Consider the following 19,175-nt stretch of genomic DNA (forward strand, 5'->3'; position numbering starts at 1 on the left):
CACGTGCGGAAGCGCAGGGCGCAGAGCCGCGGCGACCGTAGGCGCCGGCACGGCAGACGCAGCCGTACGGGACGGGCCCGTACGCGTGTCCGCCCGGCCGGAGGATGCCGGACGGGGGAGGGGAGCGAATCATGAACGAGACGATCGTCTGCGTGGTGGGCAATGTGGCGACGCAGCCCGCCTATCGCGAGCTGGCGGCGGGACCGTCGGCCCGGTTCCGGCTGGCGGTGACCCAGCGCTACTGGGACCGGGAGAGGAGCGCCTGGACGGACGGCCACACCAACTTCTTCACGGTGTGGGCCAACCGCCAGCTCGCGGCCAATGTGGCCGCGTCGGTGGAGGTGGGCCAGCCCGTCGTCGTCCAGGGCCGGCTGAAGGTGCGTACGGAGGTGCGCGAGGGGCAGCAGCAATGGGCGTCCGCCGACATCGACGCCGTCGCGATCGGCCACGACCTGTCGCGTGGCACCGCCCTCTTCCGCCGCGCGGCCAAGCCGGAGGCACCCCCGACGGGGCCGCCCCGCCCGGAACCGAACTGGGAGACACCGCGCCCGGAGGAGGCGGAGAAGGAGCAACCAGCCGCGGAACCAGAGCCGGTGACGTGACGTCAGTCGGCGGGCGCGGGCTCCCGGCAGGGGCCGGCCGCTGACCCGCCACCGCTCCCGGCTCGCGGACGGTTCCACCGCCAACTGCTGGTACGAACCGGTGGATTTGTCGATAAGCCCAGATCACCGGCCGTCCCGGCGATAACGATTACGGATCGGATCCGCCATCGGATGATCGGACCGGCGGGAGAGGTCCCGCCCGGTCCATAGGATGCCGGGCATGCCCCTAGGGGTTGCCGATTCTGCAGGTGGGACCGTCCCCCACAGCCAACTGGTCCTGCTCGAAGGGGAATTCTGTGCTTGCTGCGCTGTCTGGGTTCTGCCGGTCCGGCGTGCTGTCCCGCCTGGCCGGGACCACCGCGGTGACCGGTCTGGTGGCGGCCGGACTGCTGTCCGGTGCCGGTACGGCCGCGGCCGACACCACACCGCAGACCGAGGGCGGAGCGACGGCCACGATCGACGGCCTGAAGACCTTCGGCGAGGCCGTGATCCACGCGGACGGCGGCGACCAGCGGGTGGCCGCGGGGCTGTTCGAGATGTCCGTGGACGGCGGCGGCACCCTTCAGACGTACTGCGTCGACCTGCACAACCCCACCCAGCGCGGTGCCCACTACCAGGAGACCTCCTGGAGCGGCACCTCGCTGGGGACGAACCGGAACGCGGGCCGGGTCCGCTGGATCCTCCAGAACTCCTACCCGCAGGTCAACGACCTCGCCGCGCTGGCCCGGAAGGCCGGTGCGGGCACCCTCACCGAGCAGGACGCGGCGGCCGGCACCCAGGTGGCCATCTGGCGCTACACGGACGGCGCGAAGGTGGACGCCGTCGATCCGCAGGCCGAGAAGCTCGCCGACTACCTGGAGAAGGGCGCCCGGAACACCGGTGAGCCGCAGCCCTCGCTCAGCCTGGACCCGCCCGCGGTCTCCGGCCGGCCGGGCGATGTGCTCGGACCGGTGACCGTGCACACCAACGCGAGCGGGGTCACGGTGGTCCCGCCGGCCGACGCCGCCACCAGCGGGGTGCGGATCATCGACAAGACCGGCAAGGTGCTCACCTCCGCACAGGACGGCAGCCGCCTCTACTTCGACATCCCCCAGGACGCGGCGGGCGGCACGGCGCAGCTGACCGTGCAGGCCTCCACCACCGTGCCGGTGGGCCGCGCCTTCACCTCCGACAGCCGCAGCCAGACCCAGATCCTGGCCGGCTCCAGCGAGTCCACGGTCTCCGCGACCGTGACCGCCGCCTGGGCCGCCAAGGGCGCCATACCGGCCGTCTCCGCCCACAAGAACTGCGCCAAGGGCGCCCTGGACATCCTCGTCAGCGACAAGGGCGACCAGCCCTTCACCTTCCAGCTCATGGGGGTCGAGCACACGATCCCCGCGGGCGCGACCCGCACGGTGACGGTGCCGCTCCAGGAGGACCAGGCCTACGACTTCACGGTCACCGGCCCGGACGGCTTCAGCCGCCGCTTCACCGGCGTCCTCGACTGCAAGACCCAGGGCGCGATCACCACGCAGACCACCGAGATCCAGAACAACCCCAGCCCCGCCTCCGTGGGCGGCACCATGGCCCCCGACACCAACCTCGCCTCGACCGGCGGCTCCGCCGTCACCCCGGTGATCGCGGGCGTGGCCATCGGCTTCGTGGTGATCGGCGGCGCGGTCCTGGTGGTCCTCCGCAAGCGGGAGCAGCACGACGCCTGACACACGGGCCGCCCGCGTCAGCCCTCGAAGGGCTCCGAGTCGAGGCTCCGGAAGTAGTGACCGGACAGGCGGCAGGTGGGAAACCCGTACTGCACGTCCGCGAGCATCCGGACGAGGAACTCGCCCATCCCGCAGTCGTACCGCTCCCATGTGCCGAACTCGCCCACCAGGACGGGCCAGTCGTCGGGCCCGTCGCCCACCCCGGTCTGCCAGACGAAGTCCAGCTCCTGCTCCGACGAGCCCCACCGCAGCAGCCCCTGCGGCGCCGGGTAGCAGTCGTACGGTTCGAAGAGGCCGCTGTACCGGACGGCGGTCCTGGCCCAGACCACGAGGTCCATACCCAGGACCCCGGGGATCAGGAGATCGACATAGTCGTCGAAGCCGCCCGGGCCGAAGAGGCCGACGATCTCCTTGTAGTCGGCCGGCAGCGCGGTGCCCAGCTCGGCCTCCACGGCGGCCCAGTCGACCGCCGGACGCGGCACCGGCTCCCAGCCGGTGAGGGCGCACAGCCTCTCGCCCCAGGAGCCCCCCTCGGGCAACCCGGTGAACGCGGGATCGGCTCGCCGCGCGACCACCACGACCACCCGCTCCCCACCCGCGCCGCCGACCCGGCCGCAGCCGATCCAGTGCGCCTGGCGCCCCCAGCCCCGCAGGTCGAGCAGCTCATCCCCGAACGGCTCGACGAGCGGCAGCCCGGTGCGCTCCGTCAGCGTCGGGTCGACGTAGCCGCCCATGGCGAGATTGCGGGGCTGCCCCGCCCACCGCGCCACCTCGGCGACCAGCTCCTGGAACCCCATACCCTCCGGCGCCTCGAAAACCGCCGGCAGCCCGCCCGCAGCGGACGAACGGATGATCTCCGAGACGGCGCGGACCGCTCCCCAGTCCTCCATGCCGCTCAGTGAACATCAGCCCACTGACATCCGGCCCGCCGCCCACTGCGGCCCATGACCGAACCCCTCGGCGGCGAGCCAGTCGGCCAGCGCCGAGAAGTCGGCGTCCCCGAGGCCCGCGGTCGGGTCGACGCGATGAAGCAGGGACGGCGCAGGGTGCTGGGCGGTGACCCAGAGGCGGTCCAGGGCGCCGATCTCGTCGTCGACCCAGATGAACGGCCGGCGGCCGGCCCACTCGAGGAGAGGGCGGGTCTTCCAGTGCACGCCGCGGGGGCCGCCGCCGGCGCAGTCCTCCGGCCACCGCACCACGGGAAGCTCCGGCAACCCGAGGCGCGGAGCGACGGCTTCGTTAGCGTCCTCCATCCACGTGGTGGCCCACACGAGAGGGCAGCCCAGGGCGAGGAGGCGCGGTCCGATCCCGGGATCGAGCCGGTCGAGCAGCGGGTTGCCCTGACCGGCAGACGCCGGGGAGCCGTACGACCCCCCGAACGGGATGAGCGGACCGTCGACGTCGAGGAAGAGGACGGGGCGCTCCGCTGCGCTGGTCACAGCGGCACGATAGCCCGGCGCGGTGCCGGCGGGGACCCCGCTTCCCGGGCCGTCCCTGGGCCGTGCGAGGGTGCCCGAGGCCACCCGACGGCGGCCGACAGTGACAGACGAGCCACCTCCGCCCGGTCACGAAGCACCAGGTCACAGCCCCCGCACCAAACGGGTTAACACCCAAGCCTGGCGTTCAGGCAAGATGGGGTGTATCTGCCCACTGCCAGATTTCAAGCTGCCGGACGGTTTCTCTTGGCTGAGTTCATTTACACCATGCGCAAGGCGCGCAAAGCGCACGGCGACAAGGTGATCCTCGACGACGTCACCCTGAACTTCCTGCCGGGGGCGAAGATCGGTGTCGTCGGTCCGAACGGTGCCGGTAAGTCGACCGTGCTGAAGATCATGGCGGGCCTGGAGCAGCCGTCGAACGGCGACGCGTTCCTGTCCCCGGGCTACAGCGTGGGCATCCTGCTCCAGGAGCCCCCGTTGAACGAGGAGAAGACCGTCCTGGAGAACGTCCAGGAGGGTGTCGCCGAGATCAAGGGCAAGCTCGACCGGTTCAACGAGATCGCCGAGCTGATGGCGACCGACTACTCCGACGCGCTGCTCGACGAGATGGGCAAGCTCCAGGAGGAGCTGGACCACGCCAACGCCTGGGACCTCGACGCCCAGCTGGAGCAGGCCATGGACGCGCTGGGCTGCCCGCCCGGCGACTGGCCGGTCACCAACCTCTCCGGTGGTGAGAAGCGCCGCGTCGCGCTCTGCAAGCTGCTGCTCGAGGCCCCCGACCTGCTGCTGCTCGACGAGCCCACCAACCACCTCGACGCCGAGTCGGTGAACTGGCTGGAGCAGCACCTGGCCAAGTACCCGGGCACCGTCGTGGCGATCACCCACGACCGGTACTTCCTCGACAACGTCGCCGAGTGGATCCTCGAACTCGACCGCGGCCGCGCCTACCCGTACGAGGGCAACTACTCCACGTACCTGGAGACCAAGGCCACCCGTCTGAAGGTCGAGGGCCAGAAGGACGCCAAGCGGCAGAAGCGCCTCAAGGAAGAGCTGGAGTGGGTGCGCTCCAACGCCAAGGGGCGCCAGGCCAAGTCCAAGGCCCGTCTCGCGCGGTACGAGGAGATGGCCGCCGAGGCCGACAAGATGCGGAAGCTGGACTTCGAGGAGATCCAGATTCCGCCGGGCCCGCGGCTCGGCAACATCGTCGTCGAGGTCGACAAGCTCACCAAGGCCTTCGGTGAGAAGGTCCTCGTCGACGGGCTCAGCTTCACGCTGCCGCGCAACGGCATCGTGGGCGTCATCGGCCCGAACGGCGCCGGCAAGACCACCCTGTTCAAGATGATCCAGGGCCTGGAGACGCCGGACTCGGGTGACATCAAGGTCGGCGAGACCGTCAAGATCTCCTACGTCGACCAGAGCCGCGAGAACCTCGACCCGAAGAAGACGCTGTGGGAGGTCGTCTCCGACGGGCTCGACTACATCAACGTCGGCCAGGTCGAGATGCCGAGCCGGGCGTACGTGTCCGCGTTCGGCTTCAAGGGCCCGGACCAGCAGAAGCCGACCGGCGTCCTGTCCGGTGGTGAGCGCAACCGGCTCAACCTGGCGCTGACCCTGAAGCAGGGCGGCAACCTGCTGCTCCTCGACGAGCCGACCAACGACCTCGACGTCGAGACGCTGTCCAGCCTGGAGAACGCGCTGCTGGACTTCCCCGGCTGCGCCGTGGTCGTCTCCCACGACCGCTGGTTCCTGGACCGGGTCGCGACGCACATCCTCGCCTACGAGGGTGAGTCGAAGTGGTTCTGGTTCGAGGGCAACTTCGAGTCGTACGAGAAGAACAAGATCGAGCGCCTGGGCCCGGACGCCGCGCGTCCGCACCGCGCCACCTACAAGAAGCTGACCCGGGGCTGATCGGTCTTGCGCCATATCTATCCCTGCCCGCTGCGCTGGTCGGACATGGACGCGTACGGCCATGTCAACAACGCGGTCTTCCTGCGCTACCTGGAAGAGGCCCGGATCGACTTCCTGTCCGGTCCGGACAAGGACTTCCGGCAGGGGTCGGTGGTGGCCCGCCATGAGATCGACTACAAGCAGCAGCTCGTCCACCGGCCCCGGCCGGTGGACGTGGAGCTGTGGATCACCCAGATCCGGGCCGCCTCCTTCACCGTCTCGTACGAGGTGAAGGACGGGGACGTCGTGTACGTGCGGGCCTCCACCGTCGTCGTCCCCTTCGACTTCGAGACCCAGCGGCCGCGCCGGATCACCGGCGAGGAGCGGGAGTTCCTGGAGCGGTACATGGACGAGGCCGACGAGTCGGAGGCCGTCGCCGCATGACGGTGCTCCACCTCGCGGACGAGACGGAGGCGGCGGACCTCGCCGCCTTCCTCTCCCGGCTGCTCCACTACGACCGTGGAGCAGCGGTGCGCCTCCAGGCGGCCGGCACCGCGCTGGCCGTCTTCGGCCGCCCCCCGTCCTTCGAAGTGCTGGCGGTCCGCGCGGTCCGGCTCGCGAAGCCGTACGAGGACGGTCTCGACGTCACCCTCGACGTGACCGTCTCGGCCGGCGAGTTCCTGGAGTCCGTGTCCGAACGGGCGGCCACCGCGGCCGTGCCGGGCGCGGTCACCGGGCCGCCGTGGGCCGGTGTGCTGCCGCCGCGCGGCGGCTGGCGGCCCGTGCCGGGGCTGCCCGCGCCGGACGTGCTGCGGGCGACCGTCTCCGCCGCGGTGAGCGAGTTCCGCTCGCGCACCGCCGGGCTGGCGCCCGAGGCGCGGACCCGGGCCGAGCTGGACGCCATCGGGCGGGACATATGGTCCCGGGAGATCGCGGCCACCGGACTTCCGGTACGTGCCGTGCACGCGGCCCAGTCCCTGGGCTTCCTGCGGCCCGGTACGGCCGAGGCCGGCACCGGGCTGTTCACCTCGGGCGCGTGGCTGCGGCTGCGTACCCCCTACGGGTCGGTCGCCGTACGCCGGGCCGGGCTCGGCACGCTGGGCGTCACCGTCCGCTGAGCCCGGGCACCACCGTCTGCTGAGCCCGGCGCACCGGCTCGGTCCTCAGTCCGGGGTGTTGACCATCGACGCGGCAGCGTACGTCAGGTAGTTCCACAGCGTCCGCTCGTGCTCCTCGGACAGCCCCAGCTCCTCCACGGCCACCCGCATGTGCCGCAGCCAGGCGTCGTGCGCCGCCCGGTCCACCGTGAACGGGGCGTGCCGCATCCGCAGCCGGGGATGGCCGCGGTTGTCGCTGTAGGTGGTGGGACCGCCCCAGTACTGCATCAGGAACAGGGCCAGCCGCTCCTCGGCCGGGCCCAGGTCCTCCTCCGGGTACATCGGCCGGAGCAGGGGATCCCCGGCGACTCCCTCGTAGAAACGGTGGACCAGCCGACGGAAGGTCTCCTCTCCGCCGACCTGCTCGTAGAAGGTCTGCTCCTGAAGCGTGCCGCGCCGAATCTCATTCACCCGTCCATGGTCTCAGACGCGGTGGCGGAGGACTCCGGGCTGAGGACCCCTGCCCGCCTGGGACCCCTACTGTGGAGCCATGGGTGCCTACGACGCCGAGACCGAGGGTCCGGCCGCCGCGGCGCGGGCCGCGCTGGTGCGGGAGATCGACGCCGACGGGGCATGGGCCGGGGACCCGGTGTGGCGGGAGGCGTTCGCGGCCGTCCCCCGGCACCTGTTCGTGCCGTACTACTACGTGGCCGGGGCGCGCGGCTACGAGCGCCGCTGGGGCGAGAGCCCCGAGCCCGAGGCCCGCGAACGCTGGCTGAAGGGCGCCTACGAGGACGTACCGCTGGCCACCCGGCTGCGCGACGGCGAACTGCTCTCCTCCAGCAGCCAGCCCTCCCTGATGGCGCGGATGCTGGTCGAGCTGCGCGTCGACGACGGCAACCGGGTCCTGGAGGTGGGCGCCGGCACCGGCTACAACGCGGCCCTGCTCGCGCACCGGCTCGGCGACGACGACCTCGTCACCTCCGTCGAACTCGAACCGGAGATCACCGAGTCGGCCCGGCAGCACCTGGCCGCCGCGGGCTGCCACCCGGTCGTGGTCACCGGCGACGGAGCGCGCGGGGTACCCGAGCGCGCCCCCTTCGACCGGATCATCGCCACCTGCGAACTGCCCACGGTGCCGCGCCCCTGGCTCGCCCAGTGCCGTCCCGACGCGCGGGTGCTGACCCCGCTGGCGACCGGGCTGCTGGCGCTGACGGTGCGGCACCGGGAGCACGCCGAGGGCAGGTTCCTGCCCACGCCCGCCTATTTCGTACCGCTGCGCGGCGGGGTCCGGCCAGAGCCGGACCCGGTGCCGGTGCGCGGCCTGCCGGCCCCGGCCCGCGAGCAGGAGCCGTTCCGCTTCCTGCTCGCGCTGACCCGGGGCACCCTCGATCCGCGGGAGGCCTACGCGCTGTGGGAGCGCGAGGGCCGCCCGGACCGGGAGAGGTACGGCGTCACGGTCGCCGGCGCGCACGCCTGGGCGTGGCTGGACGACCCGGAGGGGCCGTATCGCTGGCCCCTCCCGTGAGACGTGGCCGGCGCGGCCGTCAGCCGCGGCGGACGGTGATCGTCGTCCAGGCGCCCACGTGCACCCGGTCGCCGTCCTGCAACGGCACCGGCACGAACGGCTGGATCGGTTCTTCGGACATGTTGACCGTGGTGCCGTTCGTCGAGTTCTGGTCGACGACCGCCCAGCTGCCGTCCGGCTGCTGCACGAGCACCGCGTGCTGGTGCGAGACGCCCGGGTCCTCCGGCGGCACCGACAGGTCGATGTCGGGGGTGTCGCCGGTGGAGTGCCGGCGGCGGCCGATGGTGATCTGGTCGCCGGTGAGCGTGCGCTGCTGCTCGGGCGAGTACGCGGGCAGGTTCAGGCCCGCGGCCTCGGGGCCGGAGCGCTGCATCATCGCCATGAAGTACTCGCGGTCCGGGCCGATGGTCGCGGTCCACGGGCCCCGCTGCTGCGGAGCCTGCGGTGCCTGCGGGAAGCCGGGGGCGGCCGGTGCCTGGTTGCCGCCGGGCGGCGGGTAGCCGTAACCGCCGCCGGGACCGCGCTGCGGACCGCCGGCCGGGCCGGTGGAGGACGGCGGGGGGATCACCCAGTCGTCGTCACCGCCCCCGAAGGAGGGGCCACCGGAGGGACCGCCGGGACCCGACGGACCCCCGGCCGGCGGACGGCCGGCCTCCGGGAACGCGGGCGGGGCCGGCGGGCCGGCCGGCCGGAACGCCTGCGGGCCACCGCCGGGACCGGCGCCGGGGCCCCCGGCGGGCGGGGCCGGAGCGGGCGGCGGCGGAACCGGACGCGAGGGGTCGGCGCCGAAGCCGGACGGCCCGGACTCACGGCCGAAGGGCGGCGGGCCGGAAGGCGCCGGACCGGAAGGTCCGGGGCCGGAAGGCTGCGGGCCCGAGGACTGCGGGCCGCCGGACGGAGGCGCGGAAGGACCGCCGAAGCCACCGGGACCACCGGGGCCACCGGGACGACCGGGACCGCCGAAGCCACCGGGACCGCCAGGCCCACCAGGACCACCTGGACCACCAGGCCCACCCGGGCCGGCAGGTCCCTGGCCGGGCCGCTGGTTCGGCTGCCCGGGTCCGCCACCGAAGCCGCCGGGACCGCCGGGACCACCGGGACCACCCGGAGCAGCAGGCGCTCCGGGCGCACCCGGACCACCCTGAGGGCCGCCCCCGAAGCCACCCGGACCACCCTGGCCACCGGGACCACCCTGGCCGCCGCCTGCTCCGAAGCCGGAGGCGGGCGGGCCGCCGAAGGGCGGGGCGCTGCCCGGGCCCGGTGAGGTCTGCGGGCCGCGGAACGGCGTCGGGCCCGAGGGCTCGCTGCCGAAGGACGGGATCGGCTCGGCCGGCCGGTTCACCTGCGAGGGCCGCGAGCCCTGGTACTCGTACCCGTCACCGCCGCCGTACGTCGCGCTCGGCGGCTGGAAGCGGGGCTGCGGCGGGCGCGGGGCGGCCGGGGTGTAGGAAGTGGCCGTGTTGGTCAGGAAGTTCCACCGGCACTCCTCGCAGAAGGGCGCGCCGCCCTCGCGGGGCGTACGGCACTGCGGGCACAGCTCCGGCTCCGGGTCGGGTACGGCGGACACCGGCGGCCGTCCGCCGCCCGGCGCAGCGGCGCCGCCCGCGGGCGGCGGGAAGCCGTACCCGCCGGCGGGCGGGGGCGGCGGCGGGGGCGGAGGTACGGCACCGGCCATGCGGTGACCGCAGACCTCGCACCAGTCGTCGGAACCCGACTGGTGTCCGTTCGGGCAGGTCGGCATGTCGGCGCTTCCCCTTCTCCTACGCTTCCAGGGTCGGTACAGGTCGGTACAGGGTCACTTCTTTACACGAACAGTCTTGGTGGACCGGGTCTCCAGCGTCATCTCGTCGGCCTCGGCGACCCTCGTCTTCAACCGCACAGTACCTGTCGCGGCATCGACCACGTCCACCACCTTCGCAAGCAGTTTCGCAGTATCCGCGTTCCCCGAGACGTTGGCCAGCTGAACCGCCCGCCCCAGTTTGGCCGTTGCTCCATCGAAATCGCCCGCTTTGCGGAGATCGAGCCCTTGCTGGATGACCTGTGCCAGTTCGGCCTGGCCGGTGTAGTGGGCGACTTGGGGGTTGAGGGCGGTGGAGGCCGCCATGTCGTCGGTCCACACCGCCCGTACCAGGCCCTGGGCACCGAGGTTCTGTACCGTTCCGTCCGCTTGTGGGACGACCAGTGAGACCCGCGCGGCCAGCATCTCCTGGCCGAGGCCGGCCGCGGGGACCTGTACGCACAGGTGGTAGTCGCGGGACTCATCGCCCCAGGACCCGGTGGGGTAGTCCCCGGCGCGCGGACCCGCCTCGGTGCGCCGGCCGGTCAAGTCCTCGACCGCGGGGGCGACTTGCTTGACGAATCTGATGGTCGTGCCGACCGGTGTCCACACCCGCAGGACGACGTCGGCGACCTCCTTGCCCATCGCCGTCTCCATCATCCGCGTGAAGTCGGCGGCCAGGCCCGCGGGATCGGCGACGATGTCGGCGGTGCCGAGCAGCGCGGAGGCGATCCCTGTGACTTCTTTCACTTCCCAGTCGGTGCCCACGCCCCGCGCGTCACAGGTGAACCGCCCGGCGCAGGCGTCGAGCGCGGCCCGCAGGTCCTCCGGCGACTCGTGCTCGTTGCGGCCGTCGGTGAGCAGGATGCCGTGCCGGATGGTGACGTCCACCGAGGACAGCAGCCGGTCGGCGAGCCGCAGCCACGTGCCGATGGCCGTACCGCCGCCCGCACCGAGCCGGCGCAGCGCGTCCTTGGCCTGGGCGCGGGTGACGGCGTCGGCGACCGCGAGCCGGCCGCCGCCCGGATACACCTCCTTGGCCACATGGGTGCCGCCGATCACCGCGAAGTGGGTGCCGTCGCGCAGGGTGTCGACGGCGGCGGCCGTGGCGTCCCGGGCGTTGCGCATCTTGTCCGGCGGGTAGTCCATCGAGCCCGAGCAGTCCACCATGATCGCCACGGCGGCGGAGGGCCGCTGTCCGGCCGGGTGGACGGGCGTGCCGACGGCGCTGCCGATGGTCCCGCCGCCGGTCGCGGTCACCGTGACGATGGCGTTGACCTCGCGCCCGCCCTCCGGCAGGTACTCGTTCTGGTAGACGTCCATCGAGAACTGCGGCACATGTGACTTCACGAGATTGGCCATGCCTGTCCTGCTCCCCCTCTGAACCCATGGCTGTCGAGTGGACCGGTCCCCTCCGGTCCGGTGAGGCCTCCCCGTCGCCCGATGGCAGCCTCAGGCCGATCCTGCCCCCTGCGGCGGCGCGGGGAACGGCAGGACCGCCACTGTTACGTTGTCGTGGCCCCCGCCGTCCAGGGCGTGCCCGACCAGCACCCGGGCGCTGTGCAGCGGGCGCGCGGCCGCGTCCGCCGGGACGGCCTCGCACATCTCCTCGGCCGTCTCGGCGTAGTTCCACAGGCCGTCGGTGCACACCACCACGACTCCGGGCCGGTCCGGCTTGAAGGCGGCGGTGTGCGGGTCGAGTTCGTAGGCGTCCGCGCCGAGCCAGCCGGTGATCGCGTGGGCGCGCTCGTCGGCGTACGCCTCGGCCTCGCTCATCAGGCCGGCGGCGACCATCTGCGCGGCCCAGGAGTCGTCCTCGGTGAGCCGGGCGGACGGCGCCGAGCGGTCGGCGGGCACCCAGTAGGCGCGGCTGTCGCCGACCCAGCCGACGACCAGCAGCCCGGCGGCGACGATCGCGCCGACGATGGTGCAGGCCGGGGCGTTCTGGTGCGGGGCGTGCTCGTGCTCGCCGGCGGGCTCGTCGGCCAGGGCGTTGACGGCCTGCGCGGCGGCCACGATCGCCTCGTGCATCGCCTGTTGGGGGTGGCTGCCGTGCGGCAGCGCGGCCAGCAGGGCGTCGCCCGCCGCCTGGGCGGCCGCCGCCGACGCCTCGTCGGGGCGGGTCGCGGAGGAGACGCCGTCGCAGACGATCGCGAAGGAGGCCGGGGTGGCGTCGGGCAGCGTGGTGTGGCCGACGGTGAAGGCGTCCTCGTTGCGGTGATGGCGCAGCCCCCGGTCGCTGACCGCGGCGACCGGGCCGGACTCCCGCTCCATGTGGTCGCGTTCGCGGGGCTGGGCGTGCCCGCAGTTCTCGCAGTAGCCGTCGTCGTCCACCCGGCCCGCCCGGCAGGCCACGCACACCTGCGCGGGCTCCGTGGCCGGTACGGCGGCCTCCGCGGTCCCCGTGATCTCCGCGGCCTCCGCCGCGCGGGGATCGGGGGCCTGGAGTGGGTACTCCTCGGGCTCCTCGGGCCGGTCGAACCGCACCCCGGAGCCGCCCGCGGCCTCGGCCGGCCCGGTCTGCCCGGCCGGTCCCGCCGGTGGGGCCGGTTCGGGCGCCGGGGGGCTGCCGATGGCCAGGGTCGGATGGTCCTGCTGCGGGGCGGGCACGACCGAAAGGTCGTACCCGCACACTCCGCAGAAGAGATCACCCGACTCCACGGGCTCGGCGCAGCTCGGGCACTTCGGCAGTGCGGCCTGCGGGGGAATCTGCGACATCAACTACACCCACGTCCGGGGGCGGTAACGGTTGGCCCGTTCCACCAGTTCGATCCTCTCCTCGCCGCCGGGCGCCAGCCGGGCCAGCGTGCGGTAGGCGCGCTCCAGGCCGAAGCGCAGACCCCGCTCGTCCAGGCCGCTGCCCAGCAGCACCCGGCCGCCGGCGGCGGGCCGGCCGGCCTGACCACCGGAGAGTATCCAGTCCAGCGCACAGCCGAGGACTTCCGCCGCCAACTGCTCGCGCCGAGCCGGGTCCAGGCCGTACGCCTGGAGCGCCTCCACCTGTCCGGCCGCGGCCGTCAGGTCGTCCAGGAACGGCAGGTCGTCCGCGCTCGCCGTACGGCCTCTGAGCCGGGCCCGGACGGCGGCCACCCGGGCGGCCGTGTAGTGGATGGAGGACTCCGGCACCGACTCCAGCGTCCGTACGGCGCCCGGCCGGTCACCGGCGGCGAGCTGCACCCGGGCCAGGCCGAACGCCGCGCTCACCTGGCTCGGGTCGGTCGCCCACACCAGGCGGTAGTACTCCGCCGCGTTGTCCAGCTGGCCCAGCACCTCCGCGCACAGGCCGAGCGCCAGCTTGGGCGCCGTCTCGCCCGGGAAGGCGTCGTAGACCGCGTCGAAGGACAGCGCGGCACCCTCGAAGTCGCCGGTGACCAGCGCGGCCACGCCCCGGTACCAGACGACCCGCCAGTCCTCGGGCCGCTCCTCCTCCAGCTCGGCCAGTCCGGTCAGCGCGGTGTGCCGGTCGCCGCTCTCCAGCCGGGCGCGGAACTGCCGCAGCCGGGTCTCCACGGTCCGGGCGGGCGCCGCCTCCAGCGCGGCGGCCAGCTCGGCCGGGGCGGAGGTCATCAGACCGGCCAGGAAACCCGCGTTGGGGTCGCTGGGGTCCACCAGCGGCACCGGCAGGGCCAGCGCGGCGGCCGCGGTGTCCACCGGCCGGACCAGGGCGGCCGGCGGGAGCGGCGCGGCGGCCGGACCGGCCTTCCGCACCGGCCGGGCGCCCAGCCGGGACACCTCGCCGTCGAACCGCGGGAACAGCTCGGTGTCGACGACCCGCACCTCGGGCCCGAACAGCGTGGACAGCGCGGGCCGCGGCTGCCCGGTCTGCACCGCGACCACCTCGCGCAGCACGCCCGTCAGCTGCTCGGCCATCTCCTGCGCGGAGCCGAACCGGCGGCCCGGGTCGGGGTCCGTGGCCCGCACCAGCAGCCGGTAGAAGGACTCGTACCGGCGGAACACCTCGATGGTGTCGGGGTCGGGCAGCGAGTCGGCGTACACGTTGGTGTAGCCCTGGAAGTCGAAGCTGAGCACGGCGAGGGTACGGCCCACCGTGTACAGGTCGGACGCCACCGACGGGCCGGTCTCGGCGACCTCCGGGGCCTGGTAACCGACCGTGCCGTAGATCGCGGACTCGTCGTCGTCCACGCGGCGCACCGCGCCCATGTCGATCAGCTTGAGCTGGTCCTCGGTCTGGATGGCGTTGTCGACCTTGAAGTCGCAGTACAGCAGGTTGCGGCTGTGCAGATGGCCGAGCGCCTCCAGGGCCTCGATGCCGTAGGCGCAGGCCTGTTCCACCGGCAGCGGGTCCCGGCGGCCGTCGGGGCCGCGGCGGGCGTTGGCGATCTCCTTCAGGGACTTGCCGCCGACGTACTCCATGACGATGTAGCCGTCCAGGGAGCCGGTGCGCTGGTCCAGGTGCTCCACGAAGTTGTAGATCCGCACGATGTTGGCGTGCTCGATCTCCGCGAGGAAGCGCCGCTCGGAGATCGCGGCGGCCATCGCGTCCTGGTCGCCGGTGTCCAGCAGCCCCTTGAGCACCACCCACCGGTCGGAGACGGCCCGGTCCACCGCCAGGTATATCCAGCCGAGCCCGCCGTGCGCGAGGCAGCCGGCCACCTCGTACTGGCCGTGCACGATGTCCCCGGCCCGCAGCTTGGGCACGAAGGAGTACGGGTGCCCGCACTTGGTGCAGAAGCCCTCCGTGCGCCCCGGCCGGTCGCCCCGGGAGCGGCCCACCGGTGCCCCGCAGTCCGAGCGGGAGCAGAACCGCTTGCGCTCCGGCACCTCCGGGTTGTCCAGCACCATCGCGCGCGGGTCGGGCCGCGGCACCTGCGGCACATGCACCAGGCCGGCGCCCAGCCGCCCGCGGGTCGACGTCCCCGACGACGAACCCGAACTGCGCACCGACACCGAACGGCTGGTGGACCGGCCCGACAGCGAGCGCGACAGCCGCCCGGACACCGAGCGGCGCGATCGCGACGACTGCGACGAGGTCCGCGCGGAACCCCGCGAACCGGCGCTCTGCGCCGAGCCCCGGGTGAGCCCCGTGGGCGCCGAGCCGACCATCCCGGACGCGGAGACCACCGGGGCGAGGCCGCAGGTGTCGCAGTACAGCTCGCCGCCGCCGACGTCCTCGTACGATCCCTCGCACCCCGGCCGCTGACAGGACTGCCCCGCCTGGCTCATGACTGGTCCTCCCCGCGGTCCTCCGGTGCGCCCGCGCCGATCAGTTCGGCCGCGGTCCGCTGGTAGCGCAGCACGGCCTGTTCCGCCACGCGCAGATCGCAGGGCGCGCTCCACAGCATGCGGCGGGCGGTGTCGTACCGCTCCATCAGCAGCGGGTCCTCGGCGAGGCCGTGCCGGGCGGTCTTCGCCCGGTAGGCGTCGAGCCGGCCGCGCAGCTCGGCGCGGACCGCGAGCGGCGCGGTGACCGCCGTCAACTGCTCGCGGGCCCGCAGCAGTTCCTCCTCCGCCTTGCGCTCCAGCGACTCCAGCAGCGGGGACAGCCGGTGCCACTGGCCCTGCCGCCGGTACTCGGCCGCCGCCGCCAGCTGCTCCTGGAGCACCGTCGGCGGGCCGCTGACCACCGGCACCTCGGTCGCGGCGATCTTCGCCAGCACCTCGCCGCGCGCGGTCCGCGCCTCGGCGAGGGTGCGGTCCGCGCGCGAGAGGACGTCCCGCAGCCGGATCAGCCGCTGCTCCGCGTCCTGGCGCACGGTCAGCACGGCGTCGATCTCCCGGCGCACCTCCTCCAGGGCGCGCGCCTCACGGTCGTACACCGTGGTGTCCGGGCGGCCGCCGCCGGGCGCCGAACTGCCCTCGGCCGGCACCCAGTAGGCGAGCGGGTCGGAGACGACCTCCTCGCGCAGCCGGGTCAGCGTGCGGGTGATCCGCTCCAGGTCGTCGCCGGCCGGGTGCTCGCCGGGGCGCACCCCGACCGAGTGCGCGAGCCCGCGGGTGCGCTGGAGTTCCGCGGCGAGTAAATCGATCCGCGCGGGCAGCGCCGACCAGACCGCGTCGGCGGCGACGACCAGGTCCAGGCTGGTCGCGTACAGCTCGTTCATCCGGTCGACCAGCGCGGCCAGCGAGAAGCTCTCGGTCAGCCGGCCCGCACCGCCGCCGGGCACCGTGACGGCCGCGCCGCGCAGCAGCTCGGTCAGTTCCGCCAGGTCCTCGCGGCTGGACCAGCGGCGCCGGGCCCGGATCTCCCGGGCGGCGCGCAGCGCGTCCGCGTAGGCGTCGAAGTACGCCCACAGCCGGGTGATCCGCTCCTCCGTGGCCTGCCAGCGTTCCTTGGTGACACCGGTCAGCGCGGCGCCTTCGAGCAGTCTGCGGCCCGCGTGGTCCTGGAGTGCCAGCAGCGAGGTCTCGATCGCCTCGTGCTCCTGGCCGAGCCGCGCCAGCGCACGGTCCACCTCGTCCCGGTCCATCACCGGCCCGGCGGGGTCCGTGACGCCCATCGATCACCTCTCGCTGCTCATGTGCTCTGGCTTGTGTTCCGGTCGGTGCGGGTCAGCCGCCGCGCAGATACCGCGGCGCGGGCGGTCTGGACGCCGAGGAGTCCTTACCCAGGGTCGCCGACAGCCATTTGTCGTACGACGCCTGCCAGCCACCGGCGCGGTAGTCCACCAGGATGCGATTGACCCGGCGTACCAGATCGTCGGCGTCCTTCTTCATCGCCACGCCGTAGTACTCGGTGGTGAACGCCGAGCCCTTCAGCTCGACGGTCGGGTCCTGGGCGGCCTGGCTCGCCGCGAGCGCGCCGTCGGTCACCACCGCGTCCACCTCGCCGAGTTGCAGCCGGACCAGGCAGTCCAGCTGGTTCGGCACGGTGGTGGAGATGTCCGTGGAGGCGGGCAGCACTCCGGTCTTCCGGTCCTCGGACAGCTTGGTGTACGCCGTCGAACCGGCCGCCGTGCACACCTTCTTGTGCGCCAGCGTGCCGTTGTACCCGGTGATCGACGAGGACTTGGGCGCCAGCACCTGCTGCCCGGTCTTGAAGTAGGGCGCGGAGAAGGCGACCTGGCCCAGCCGCAGGCAGGTGATGGTCATGGTCCGTACGACCATGTCCACGCGCCCGTCCTGGATCGCCGGGATCCGCTGGCTGGTCGGGATCGCCTTGAACTGCACGGCGTCCGGATCGCCGAGGATGTCCTGCGCGATCCGGTGCACCAGGTCGATGTCGAAGCCCTCCAGCGCCGCGCCCTCGGTGTTCGGGTTGCGGTAGCCCCAGCGGTAGCTGTTCTGGTCCACACCGACGACCAGCTTGCGCTTGGCGCCCGTCCGCGCCTTGATCGCCTCGATGGTCGGGCCGTCGGCGCCCGACGGCGCCAGGGTCTGGTTCTGCTCCTGGCCGGGCGTGCAGTCGCCCGCGCGGGCCTGGACGCCGTGCGCCATCCCCTGCCCGGCCCGCTGCGGCTGCTCCGGCGCCCGCTGGGTGCGCGGCAGCAGCAGCACGAACCCCAGCGCCAGCGCGCACAGCACCGCCATCGCGCCGACCCCGCCCCACCCTCTCAGGGAGGCCCGCGCCCGGGTCGCGTCCATCGTCCTGCCCCCTGTCACCGGTACTCCGAAAGCCTGCGCCCGATACCGGCCACGGCCCCGGCCGCGGCCAGCACCGCGAGGACGGCCACCCCGACCGGCAGCCCGGTCATGGCGTCCCGCCCGTCACCGGCGGCCCGCTGGAACTCGCCCTGCTCGTAGGCGATGGCCCGGGCGATGCTGCTGTCGACGCCGTCGAAGCACTCGCCGGTCGCGCCCTTGGCGCCGATCACCTTGTCCAGCGCCTGCTCGTAGTTGCCGTTCTCGTCCTCGGTGCGGGCCGCGGTGTGCCGCTGCTTCCACACCGCCATGTCGCCCCGGGCCGCCTTGACCGGCGTACGGCCGCCCTGGTCGTCGGCGAGCCGTTCCGCCTGGGTCAGGCCCTTGCCGAGCACCGCCAGGTCCTTGTCGAAGGCGTAGTAGTAGGCGTCGTACGTCTCGCCGTCGACCGTGACCGTCTCGGCGCCGCGCGCCACCAGGCTCAGGTTCTCGTTCCCGCGCGCCTTCAGGGAGGCGATCCGGGCGTCGTGCAGGACGTTCAGCGAGCGGACGCCGTGGTCGTAGGAGCCGTCCAGCTCCGAGCGGGCCACCGCGTGCCCCACCACCAGCCACAGCAACGCCACGGTGGTGGCGGTGGCGGCGGCCACCAGGCCCTCGTTCAGCACCCGGTTGGTACGGCGGTACATACGGCGCTGGGCCCAGCCGAGCGCGGCGAGCGCGAGCACGCCCAGCGCGATCGCCGGCCACGGGAAGGGGGTGGCGTCCGCGTAGTCGGCGGCCAGCCGCTGGTTCTCCTTGGTGTAGAGGTCCTCCGCGGCCGGCAGCATCTCGTTCTGCATCTTGCCGTTGGCGTACCGCAGATAGGCGCCGCCGACCGGATAGCCCTGCCGATTGTAGGTCCGGGCCCGCTCGATCAGACCCTTGTACTCGGGCAGCAGCCGGTTCAGCCGGGCGATGGTCGCCTCGGAGGCGGAGCCCGGCTCCGCGTTCGCCGCGGCGGTCACCAGCCCGGAGGCGGCCGAGCTGATGTCCTTCTCGTACCGCTCCCGGGAGGCCGCGGTCTCCTGGCCGCCCGAGAGGAACCCGCTGGAGGCGGCCGTGTTGGCGTCCGCCAGCGACCGGTAGATGTCGGCCGCGCCCGAGGAGAGCGGCTGGCTGCGGTGCAGCACGTCGTCGGCGGCGGCCGCCCGCTCACTGGTCTGCCAGGCGGTGACGGCGCCGAACGCGACGACGAGCAGGGCGAGCAGCGCCCCGATGATCCGCAGCCGCCCCGGTTCGGTGGTCGCGGCGGCCCGCAGCCGCTCCACCCCCTCGGCGAACGCGGTCCGCCGGCCCGGCGGCACGGCCGCGGGCGGCACGGACAGGGAGCCGGGAGGCCCCGGCTGCGGGGGAACACCGACCGGCCCGGCCTGCACCGGCGCCGTGCTGCTCTGCGGCGGGTGTGTCACTCGACCTCCCCCATGGTCATCCGTTCGCCGCCAAGTATCGCCGCCGGCACCGACATCCGCACCGGCCTTCCCCCGATCTTGATCGGATCGCGGCGCGCACGGCCCTGGTGACAGCGCACGCTGCTCATGAATACGCCGCGTGCGCATGTTCGGTTCCC

General features: G+C 73.4%; 17 protein-coding genes. 7 read left to right on the top strand and 10 right to left on the bottom strand.

Annotated features, from left to right (window positions below; all coding sequences use genetic code 11):
* The first annotated feature begins 131 nt into the window (after positions 1-131).
* Both ACWCV9_RS16310 and ACWCV9_RS16315 read left to right on the top strand, forming a co-directional pair.
* Positions 132-602, top strand: coding sequence for a single-stranded DNA-binding protein (locus tag ACWCV9_RS16310; RefSeq protein ID WP_450787225.1), 471 nt, complete (start codon positions 132-134; stop codon positions 600-602).
* A gap of 344 nt (positions 603-946) precedes the next feature.
* Positions 947-2,302 carry a Cys-Gln thioester bond-forming surface protein gene (locus tag ACWCV9_RS16315; protein WP_450787370.1) on the top strand — a complete coding sequence of 452 codons (1,356 nt, stop codon included), beginning with the start codon at positions 947-949 and terminating at the stop codon, positions 2,300-2,302.
* 17 nt (positions 2,303-2,319) lie between these two features.
* On the opposite strand, the gene ACWCV9_RS16320 is transcribed toward ACWCV9_RS16315, so the two are convergent.
* Both ACWCV9_RS16320 and ACWCV9_RS16325 read right to left on the bottom strand, forming a co-directional pair.
* Positions 2,320-3,192, bottom strand: coding sequence for a hypothetical protein (locus ACWCV9_RS16320; RefSeq protein WP_450787226.1), 873 nt, complete (start codon positions 3,190-3,192; stop codon positions 2,320-2,322).
* A 15-nt stretch (positions 3,193-3,207) separates the two neighbouring features.
* Positions 3,208-3,741 carry a hypothetical protein gene (locus ACWCV9_RS16325; RefSeq protein ID WP_450787228.1) on the bottom strand — a complete coding sequence of 178 codons (534 nt, stop codon included), beginning with the start codon at positions 3,739-3,741 and terminating at the stop codon, positions 3,208-3,210.
* A 243-nt stretch (positions 3,742-3,984) separates the two neighbouring features.
* On the opposite strand from ACWCV9_RS16325, the gene ettA reads away from it, so the two are divergent.
* From ettA to ACWCV9_RS16340, 3 genes are read left to right on the top strand one after another with little or no spacing between them, the layout of a single operon-like run.
* Complete coding sequence (gene ettA / locus ACWCV9_RS16330; protein WP_450787230.1) at positions 3,985-5,649, top strand: energy-dependent translational throttle protein EttA; 1,665 nt, start codon at positions 3,985-3,987, stop codon at positions 5,647-5,649.
* Positions 5,650-5,655: 6 nt separating this feature from the next.
* Positions 5,656-6,072: an acyl-CoA thioesterase gene (locus ACWCV9_RS16335; RefSeq protein WP_385847467.1), complete on the top strand. Its 417-nt coding sequence runs from the start codon at positions 5,656-5,658 to the stop codon at positions 6,070-6,072.
* Positions 6,069-6,746 (top strand): hypothetical protein, encoded by a 678-nt coding sequence (locus ACWCV9_RS16340; RefSeq protein WP_450787232.1) that lies wholly within the window; start codon positions 6,069-6,071, stop codon positions 6,744-6,746. The genes ACWCV9_RS16335 and ACWCV9_RS16340 overlap by 4 nt, the downstream gene beginning before the upstream one ends.
* Positions 6,747-6,791: 45 nt before the next feature.
* On the opposite strand, the gene ACWCV9_RS16345 is transcribed toward ACWCV9_RS16340, so the two are convergent.
* Positions 6,792-7,196 carry a globin gene (locus tag ACWCV9_RS16345; protein ID WP_385847465.1) on the bottom strand — a complete coding sequence of 135 codons (405 nt, stop codon included), beginning with the start codon at positions 7,194-7,196 and terminating at the stop codon, positions 6,792-6,794.
* 79 nt (positions 7,197-7,275) lie between these two features.
* Between ACWCV9_RS16345 and ACWCV9_RS16350 the strand changes: the two genes are divergently transcribed.
* Entirely contained in the window at positions 7,276-8,253 is a 978-nt protein-coding gene (locus tag ACWCV9_RS16350) for a methyltransferase domain-containing protein (RefSeq protein ID WP_450787234.1), read from the top strand.
* A gap of 19 nt (positions 8,254-8,272) precedes the next feature.
* Here the strand turns inward: ACWCV9_RS16350 and ACWCV9_RS16355 are convergent, their stop codons facing one another.
* Positions 8,273-9,820 (bottom strand): FHA domain-containing protein, encoded by a 1,548-nt coding sequence (locus ACWCV9_RS16355; RefSeq protein ID WP_450787372.1) that lies wholly within the window; start codon positions 9,818-9,820, stop codon positions 8,273-8,275.
* On the opposite strand from ACWCV9_RS16355, the gene ACWCV9_RS16360 reads away from it, so the two are divergent.
* Positions 9,711-9,935, top strand: a complete 225-nt coding sequence (locus tag ACWCV9_RS16360) for a hypothetical protein (protein ID WP_450787374.1) — start codon at positions 9,711-9,713, stop codon at positions 9,933-9,935. The genes ACWCV9_RS16355 and ACWCV9_RS16360 overlap by 110 nt on opposite strands.
* A gap of 113 nt (positions 9,936-10,048) precedes the next feature.
* Here ACWCV9_RS16360 and ACWCV9_RS16365 read toward each other — a convergent pair whose 3' ends face one another.
* From ACWCV9_RS16365 to ACWCV9_RS16390, 6 genes are all read right to left on the bottom strand, one after another.
* On the bottom strand, positions 10,049-11,392 hold the full coding sequence (locus ACWCV9_RS16365; RefSeq protein WP_450787236.1) for a VWA domain-containing protein: 1,344 nt from the start codon (positions 11,390-11,392) through the stop codon (positions 10,049-10,051).
* A gap of 90 nt (positions 11,393-11,482) precedes the next feature.
* A complete protein-coding gene (locus ACWCV9_RS16370; RefSeq protein WP_450787238.1) occupies positions 11,483-12,748 on the bottom strand; it encodes a PP2C family serine/threonine-protein phosphatase in 1,266 nt (421 codons plus the stop codon).
* Between the two features lie 3 nt (positions 12,749-12,751).
* Positions 12,752-15,214 (bottom strand): tetratricopeptide repeat protein, encoded by a 2,463-nt coding sequence (locus ACWCV9_RS16375; protein WP_450787239.1) that lies wholly within the window; start codon positions 15,212-15,214, stop codon positions 12,752-12,754.
* Positions 15,211-16,488 carry a hypothetical protein gene (locus ACWCV9_RS16380; protein ID WP_450787241.1) on the bottom strand — a complete coding sequence of 426 codons (1,278 nt, stop codon included), beginning with the start codon at positions 16,486-16,488 and terminating at the stop codon, positions 15,211-15,213. The genes ACWCV9_RS16375 and ACWCV9_RS16380 overlap by 4 nt, the downstream gene beginning before the upstream one ends.
* A 52-nt stretch (positions 16,489-16,540) precedes the next feature.
* Complete coding sequence (locus tag ACWCV9_RS16385) at positions 16,541-17,572, bottom strand: transporter substrate-binding domain-containing protein (protein WP_450787243.1); 1,032 nt, start codon at positions 17,570-17,572, stop codon at positions 16,541-16,543.
* Between the two features lie 14 nt (positions 17,573-17,586).
* Positions 17,587-19,017, bottom strand: coding sequence for a hypothetical protein (locus tag ACWCV9_RS16390; protein WP_450787244.1), 1,431 nt, complete (start codon positions 19,015-19,017; stop codon positions 17,587-17,589).
* Between the last annotated feature and the right edge of the window lie 158 nt (positions 19,018-19,175).

It is taken from the genome of Streptomyces sp. NPDC001606 (assembly GCF_053596835.1).